At 72.8% G+C, this 7,259-nt stretch carries 8 protein-coding genes; 4 read left to right on the forward strand and 4 right to left on the reverse strand.

What is annotated here, in order from left to right:
• Window positions 1–27 precede the first annotated feature (27 nt).
• Together hflC and hflK are read right to left on the reverse strand one after the other, a co-directional pair.
• The gene (gene hflC, locus BKE38_RS10675) at window positions 28–1,062 is read right to left on the reverse strand and encodes a protease modulator HflC (protein ID WP_076957302.1); all 1,035 of its coding nucleotides are present in this window, start codon (window positions 1,060–1,062) and stop codon (window positions 28–30) included.
• The gene (gene hflK / locus BKE38_RS10680) at window positions 1,059–2,132 is read right to left on the reverse strand and encodes an FtsH protease activity modulator HflK (protein WP_367595612.1); all 1,074 of its coding nucleotides are present in this window, start codon (window positions 2,130–2,132) and stop codon (window positions 1,059–1,061) included. The genes hflC and hflK overlap by 4 nt, the downstream gene beginning before the upstream one ends.
• Before the next feature lie 330 nt (window positions 2,133–2,462).
• Here hflK and BKE38_RS10685 point away from each other — a divergent pair, with 330 nt between their 5' ends.
• From BKE38_RS10685 to BKE38_RS10700, 4 genes are all read left to right on the forward strand, one after another.
• Window positions 2,463–3,632 carry an Mrp/NBP35 family ATP-binding protein gene (locus BKE38_RS10685; RefSeq protein WP_076957304.1) on the forward strand — a complete coding sequence of 390 codons (1,170 nt, stop codon included), beginning with the start codon at window positions 2,463–2,465 and terminating at the stop codon, window positions 3,630–3,632.
• 94 nt (window positions 3,633–3,726) lie between these two features.
• Complete coding sequence (locus BKE38_RS10690) at window positions 3,727–4,332, forward strand: hypothetical protein (RefSeq protein ID WP_076957305.1); 606 nt, start codon at window positions 3,727–3,729, stop codon at window positions 4,330–4,332.
• A 117-nt stretch (window positions 4,333–4,449) separates the two neighbouring features.
• Entirely contained in the window at window positions 4,450–5,844 is a 1,395-nt protein-coding gene (locus BKE38_RS10695) for a cytochrome P450 (RefSeq protein WP_083747458.1), read from the forward strand.
• A complete protein-coding gene (locus BKE38_RS10700) occupies window positions 5,841–6,764 on the forward strand; it encodes a lysophospholipid acyltransferase family protein (protein ID WP_076957307.1) in 924 nt (307 codons plus the stop codon). Before BKE38_RS10695 ends, BKE38_RS10700 begins: the two co-directional genes overlap by 4 nt.
• 7 nt (window positions 6,765–6,771) lie before the next feature.
• On the opposite strand, the gene BKE38_RS10705 is transcribed toward BKE38_RS10700, so the two are convergent.
• Window positions 6,772–7,002 (reverse strand): hypothetical protein, encoded by a 231-nt coding sequence (locus BKE38_RS10705; protein ID WP_076957308.1) that lies wholly within the window; start codon window positions 7,000–7,002, stop codon window positions 6,772–6,774.
• A gap of 3 nt (window positions 7,003–7,005) precedes the next feature.
• The coding region (locus BKE38_RS31950) for a hypothetical protein (protein ID WP_207553542.1) at window positions 7,006–7,259 on the reverse strand (254 nt) is incomplete at its 5' end.

Raw genomic sequence — 7,259 nt, forward strand, 5'->3', positions numbered from 1 at the left:
GGGGATCGCCCGCCCGGGCCTGTTCCTTCAGTTCGCCGGGGCCGGCGCCGGGGTCACCGGCGCGGGCGTCACCGGGGCTGGCGTCACCGGCGCAGGCGCCGCGGGCGCCGGCGTGACGGGGGCCGGCGCCGGCGCCGCGGCGGCGGCAGGCGCCGAACCCGGCGCCGCCGGCGTCACCGTCAGGCCCGGCAGCGCGGTGCCCGGCTGGCTCTGCCGGAAATACCGGAAGAATTCCGAATCCGGGGTCAGCACCAGCCGCGTCTCGCCCTCCGAGAAGGCCTGACGATAGGCCTGCATCGAGCGGTAGAAGCTGTAGAACTCCGGATCGCGCTGGAAGGCCTCGGCGAAGAGGCGGATCGCCTCCTGCTCGCCCTGGCCGCGCAGCGTGTCGGCCTGGGCCTGGCTTTCGGCCAGGATGACCGTGCGCTCGCGCTCGGCGCCGGCGCGGACGCGGGCGGCGACCTCGGCGCCCTCGGCGCGCGCCTCGCGGGCGACACGCTCGCGCTCCGACTGCATCCGCTGCAGGATCGCCTGGGTGTTCTCCTCCGGCAGGTCGGCGCGGCGGATGCGGACATCCTCCACGGCGACGCCGAAGCGCAGCGCCTCCTCGTTCACCTGGCGGCGGATCTCGGTCATGATCCGGGCGCGATCGGCCGACAGCACCGCCAGCAGGCTCTCATTGCCCAGCACGCGGCGCAGCGACGAGACCACGATCGAGGACAGCCGGGCGCGGATCCCCGCCTCCTGCGCGCCGACCGTCTGGAAGAACAGCAGCGGGTCGGTGATGCGGAAGCGGGTGAAGCTGTCCATGATCAGCCGGCGCTGGTCGCCGAGGATGACCTCCTCGCCGCCGGCGTCGAAGTCGAGCAGCCGGCGGTCGAAGCTGATCACCGTGTCGACGAAGGGCAGCTTCACATGCAGGCCGGGGTCGTTGATCACCCGCACCGGCTGGCCGAAGCGGGTCACCAGCACCTGCTCGGTCTGGTAGACGGTGAAGAGCGAGGAGGCGGCGGCCAGCAGCGCGACGGCCGCGGCGCCCCCCAGCAGCATCAGGCGGTTCATCGGGCGCCTCCCTGCGGCGCGGCGCGCGGCGTCGGCGCGGCCGGGGCCGGGTTGAGCACCTGCGGCGGCACCGGCGCGCGGGCGGCGGGCGCCGCGCCGGCCGGGCGGCCGCCATCGAGCGGCAGATAGGGCACGACGCCCTGCAGCCGGTCGTCGATCACCAGCTTCGGGTTGTGGCGCAGGATCTCTTCCATGGTCTCCAGGTAGAGGCGGCGGACGGTGACGTCCTTCGCCACCTGGTAGGCGGCCAGCACGCTGGTGAAGCGCGCGGCCTCGCCGCGGGCGCGGGCGACCTGGCTTTCCTTGAAGCCCTCGGCCTCCTGGATCATCCGCTGGCCCTCGCCGCGGGCGCGCGGGATGATGTCGTTGCGGTGCGCCTCGGCCTCGTTGCGCATGCGCTCGCGGTCGGCATTGGCGCGCTGCACGTCGCGGAAGGTGTCGATGACCTCGGCCGGCGGGTCGACCTTCAGCAGCTGCACCTGGGTCAGCTCGATGCCGGACTTGTACTGGTCCAGGATGAACTGCACGCCGGTCCGCACCCGCTGCTCGATATCGGCGCGCGCCTCGGTCAGCGCCGGCTGGATCGGCGTCTGGCCGACCACCTCGCGCATCACGCTCTCGGCCGCCGACTTGACCGTCTGGTCCGGGTTGCGGGTGTTGAACAGGTATTCGCCGGCATCGCGGATCTGCCAGAAGACGGCGAAATCGATGTCGATGATGTTCTCGTCGCCGGTCAGCATCAGGCTTTCCTCCAGCACGTCGCGGGAGGAGACCGGCCGCGTCAGCGGCGCGTCGTTGGCGGCGCGGAAGCCGATGTCGATGCGGTTGATGCGGGTGACCCGCGGCGTCGTCACGCTTTCCACCGGCCAGGGCAGGCGGTAGCGCAGGCCCGAGGGCTCGGTGCGGTTGAAGGCGCCGAAGCGCATCACCACGCCCTGCTCGTCCGGCTGCACCCGGTAGATGCCGCTGGCCGCCCAGGCCACCAGCAGGGCGGCCAGGCCCAGCCCGATCCAGCGGCCACTGCCGCCGCCCGGCGCGAATTGCCGCCACATCTCCTGGGCGCGGCGCATCGCCTCGTCCAGGTCAGGCCCGCCCGATCCGCCGCCGGGGCCGCGGCCACCGCCGCCGCCCTGAGGCGGCTGGCCCCAAGGCCCGCCGGGGCGTGGATTGCCCCATGGGCTGCCTCCTTGGCCGGATCCGCCATTCGTATTCCACGGCATCGTCTCGGTGCGCTCCCGTCTCTCTCGTGCTCCCGGCCACGACCGCTTGCGCAGGAGACGCGCATGGGCGAACAGGGCCGGACCATATGTCGCCCTGTCCAGGCCGGACGCAATGCATGAGCAAAGCGTAATCAGCGGGGGCGGGGCCGATATTGTCCGGGATGAGAGGGTTTTCAAGCGATGTCCGACACTCTGGCCGCCGCCGTGCGCCAGGCCCTGTCCGGGGTGCGCGACCCCGAGACCGGGCTGGACGTGGTCTCGAACGGCATGCTGCAGGGGCTTTCGGCCCGTGATGGCCTGGTCCAGTTCGCGCTGCAGGTGCCGCGTGAGCGCGCCCGCGCCCTCGAGCCGCTGCGCGCCGCCGCCGAGAAAGCTGCCGGCGCCGTCCCCGGGGTGCTGTCGGCCACCTGCGTCCTGACCGCCCATCGCGACGTCCGGACCGGACCGGTCCAAGGACAACATTCCCATGACCATGTCCCCGCTGCGGGTCCAGCCGGGGGTCCTGCCCCGGGGACAGCGCGGGCCACCCGGCCGACTCCCGGCCAGGGCCAGATGCTGCTGCCGGACGTCGCCGCGGTGCTGGCCGTGGCCTCCGGCAAGGGTGGCGTCGGCAAATCGACCACCGCGGTGAACCTGGCCGTGGCGCTGGCCGCCTCGGGCCTCTCCGTCGGCCTGCTGGACGCGGATATCTACGGCCCCTCGCTGCCGCAGATGCTGGGCACCAGCGCCCGCCCCCGCTCCTCCGAGGGCCGCATCCAGCCGATCGAGGCCTGGGGGCTGAAGGCCATGTCGATCGGCTTCCTGGTCGAGCAGGAGACGCCGATGATCTGGCGCGGCCCGATGGTGATGGGCGCGCTGGAGCAGATGCTGGGCCAGGTCGACTGGGGACGGCTCGACGTGCTGGTGGTCGACATGCCGCCCGGCACCGGCGACGCCCAGCTGACCATGAGCCAGCGCGTGCCGCTGGCCGGCGCCGTCATCGTCTCGACGCCGCAGGACGTGGCGCTGATCGACGCCCGCCGCGGCATCCGCATGTTCGAGAAGGTGCAGGTGCCGGTGCTGGGCCTGATCGAGAACATGTCCTTCTACTGCTGCCCGCAATGCGGCCATCGCAGCGAGCCCTTCGGCCATGGCGGGGCGCGGGCCGAGGCCGAGCGGATGGGCGTCGAATTCCTCGGCGAGCTGCCGCTGAAGCTGGAGATCCGCGAGCTCTCCGACGCCGGCACGCCCGTCGTCGGCGCCCGCCCCGACAGCCACGAGGCCGCCGCCTACCGCCAGATCGCGGCGCGCCTGCGCGAGAAGCTGGGCCAACGCCGCCCGGCCCCTGCCCCACGCTTCGTCGTGGAGTGATCGCCGTCTCGCAAGCGTGACGGTCCAGGGCCTTCCCGGGGTCAGGCGGCACGGCCAGGGTGCCGCCGCCACCCCCGGAGGAACCGCCCCCGCCATGATGCGCCGCCTGCTGTTGCCCGCGATGCTCCTGCTCGCCGCCCTTCCGGCCCGGGCCGACGACGCCACCGACGCCATCGACCGCGCCCGCCAGCTCTATGTCGCCGGCGACATGAAGGGCGCCTCGAACGAGCTGGTCTATGCGCTGCGCGAGGTCGACATGCGCCGCCGCGCGGGTTTCCAGGCCTTCTTCCCGGCGGCGCCCGAAGGCTGGACCCTGGAGCCGGCAGAGGCCGACAGCGCCGGCGCGGCGTTGGCCGCCCAGATGATGGGCGGCGGCGTCATCGTCGAGCGCCGCTACGCGCGGACCGCAGGCGAGGTCGAGGCCCACATCACCGCCCAGATCATGGCCGATTCGCCGATGGTCCAGGGGCTGGCCGCCATGGTGACCAACCCGATGATGATGCAGCCGGGCGACCGGCGGGTCCGCATCAACGGCGAGACCGCCCTGCTGCGCTTCGACGCCGAGCAGAAGTCGGGGGAGATCACCCTGGTCAGCGGCAACAGCGTCATCAAGCTGGAAGGCGAAGGACTGACGGACGCCAACTTCCTGACGGAGCTGGTGAAGCGCTTCGATCTGAGCCGGATCAGAGCGGCGAAGTAAGGCCAGGGGGAAGAATGAATTCTTCCCCCCGGACCCCCCATCATCTTTTTCTTCCAGAAAGGCCACCGCGGGGGCGGCGCGACAGCCCTTGGGCAGCATGCTAGTGCGAAGGCCGGCATGACGGGTCGAGAGTCGCTGATGAATGCTGCCTATGTTCCGCCCTATCCGCCCCGCCCGTCCGGCGCCCTCTCCACCCTGAGGATGGTGCGCGAGGCCTCGCGCAACCTGCTGGCGGTCTGGCCGGACCGCGCCTTCGAGTGGAAGCTGTTCTCCTACAAGGTCCTGCGGCGGCAGATCGTGGTCTGCAACAGCCCGGACTCCGTCCAGCACGCCTTCATCGAGCACGCCGCCAACTACCATCCGAAATCGATCGAGCAGAAGCGCGCCCTGGCGCCGCTGCTGGGCGACGGGCTGTTCATCAGCGAAGGCAAGCTGTGGAAGGAGCGCCGCCGGGTGGTGGCGCCGGTCACCCATGCCTCGCGCATGGCGGCGCTGTCGGTGGTGATGTCGGAAGCGGCGCAGGAGCAGCGCGAGGCCTGGGCCGCGCTGCCGGACGGCGGCCATGTCGACGCCCTGGAAGCCATGGCGGCGCTGACCGCCAAGATCATCTGCCTGGCGCTGTTCGGCCGCGACCTCGGCGCCCGCAACGCCCAGACGGTGGTCGAGGCCTTCACCGAGTACCAGGCCTCGATCGAGACCATCAGCCTGCTGTCGATGCTGGGCTTCGGCCAGTTGCTGCCCAACCTGCGCTGGCTGCGGGCGCGGCGCGCGACGGCGCGGATCCACGCGGTGGTCGACCGCCTGATCGCCGACATCATGCAGGGCGGCAGCGGCGGCGAGGCCTCGCTGATCCGCGCCATGGCCGAGGGCGTCGACACCACCACCGGCGAGGGCATGGGCCCGGTCGCCTTCCGCAACGAGGCCGCCACCCTGTTCATGGCGGGGCATGAGACGACGGCCAACACCCTGGCCTGGGCCTGGTTCCTGCTGTCCCAGGCGCCCGAGGTCGAGGCCCGGCTGCATGCCGAGCTGGATGCCGTGCTGCCCGCCGATCGCCCGGCGCAATGGGGCGACCTGCGCAACCTGCCCTACACCAAGGCGGTGATCGAGGAGACGATGCGGCTCTATCCGCCGGTGCCGCTGCAGGCCCGCACCGCGGTCGCCGCCGACCAGATCGGCACCCGCCCGGTCGCCGCCGGCGCCACGGTCATGGTGGTGCCCTGGCTGCTGCACCGCCACCGGCGGCTCTGGGACCGGCCGGACCATTTCCTGCCGGAACGCTGGCTGCCCGGCGGCGGCGCGCCGCCCTCGAAATACGCCTATGTCCCTTTCAGCATCGGGCCGCGCATCTGCCCCGGCCTGTCCTTCGGCCTGACCGAGGCCATCCTCTGCCTGGCCACCCTCGCCCGGCATGCCCGGCTGCGGCTGCAGCCGGGCGTCGACGTGCAGCCGGTCTGCCGGCTGACGCTGCGGCCCGGCGACAGCCTGCCGATGCAGATCTTCCGGCGGTGATCCCGCGCAAGGCCGTGCCGCCGCCCATCCCCGGCGGCTGGCGCGACTGGCTGCGCGACGCGCCGCTCGGCCTGGTCAACGGCGCGGTTCATGGCGCGCTGCGGCTGCTGCCCATCGATTCGGTCACCGCGGTGGGGTCCTGGCTGGGGCGCCGCCTGGTGCCGCGGCTGCAGGCCATGCGCCTGGCCCGGGCCGGCGAGCATATCCGCGCCCTGCGCCCCGACCTGGCGGACACCCCGGACGCCCAGGCGGCGGCGCTGCGGCGGATGGCCGGGAGCCTCGGCGCCCTGCATGCCGAATTCGCCATGCTGGAGCGGCTGGGCCCCGCCGGCCGGGTCGAGGTGGAGGGCGTGGAGGCGCTGCAGGCCGCGCGGGCCGCCGGCCGGCCGATCCTGATCGCCGGGCTGCATGTGACGAACTGGGAGGTGATGCCCGCGGCCCTGGCGCGGCTCGGCCTGCCCTGCGCGATGATCTACGCCCCGCCGCGCAACCGCTTCACCCATCGCCTGGCCATCCGGGTCCGCAGCCGGCTGGGCACGCGCTGCATCCCGCCGGATCGCCTCGCCGCCCGCGAGGCGCTGCGCGTGCTCCGCGCCGGCGAGGAGTGCATGCTGATCTTCGTCGATGAATTTTCCGGCGGCCGGGTGCAGGCGCCGCGGCTCGGGCGCGCAGCGACGCAGACCGGCAATATCGGGCTGGTCTGCCGCCTGGCGGCGACGACGGGCGCCCTGGTCTTCCCCGGCCATGTCGAAAGGCTGCCCGCAGGCCGGTTCCGCGTGGTCCTGGCGCCGCCTTCGGAGTTTTCCAGCGGCGCTCCGCTGGCGGCGCAGGTGGCCGCGCTCGAGGCCCGCCTGGCGCCGACCATCCTGCGCTTCCTGCCCGACTGGTATTTCTTGCTGTTGCTCCGCCGCGACCGGTAGCGGCGTTTCAGGGGATACGGCGCTGCTCTACCTGGCGCTTCTGGCCCATGCGGTAGCCGAGATACAGCGCGGCCACGACCAGCAGCGCGATGGCCGCGTCATGCAGCAGGAAGGTCAGCACCGCCCAGACCAGCCCGAGCACGGCGCCCACCAGCCACAGGCTGACCGACAGCGCCGCGAAGAGCAGCATCATCGGGAAGCCCAGCACCAGCAGCACGATCAGCAGCAGCCACAGCATGGCTCACCCCTTCCCCTTCTTGCGCGGCGCGGCCGGCAGCGGCCGCGGCGCCGTGGCCCGGCCGAGCGCGAAGCCGCCCACCCCCACCAGCAGCAGCAGCGCGCCCAGGTCGCCCACCAGCGCCACCGCCAGCGGCACGCCCACCAGCAGCACCGCCACGCAGATGAGGACGGCAAGCCAGCGGCGCCAGGGGAATTCGCGCAAGATTTGCCGCAGGCTGCGCCGTGCCGGCCTGCCGCCGGAACGCCCCGCCCCTC

The sequence above is a fragment of the Teichococcus deserti genome, from assembly GCF_001982615.1.
Lineage (GTDB): Bacteria > Pseudomonadota > Alphaproteobacteria > Acetobacterales > Acetobacteraceae > Pseudoroseomonas > Pseudoroseomonas deserti.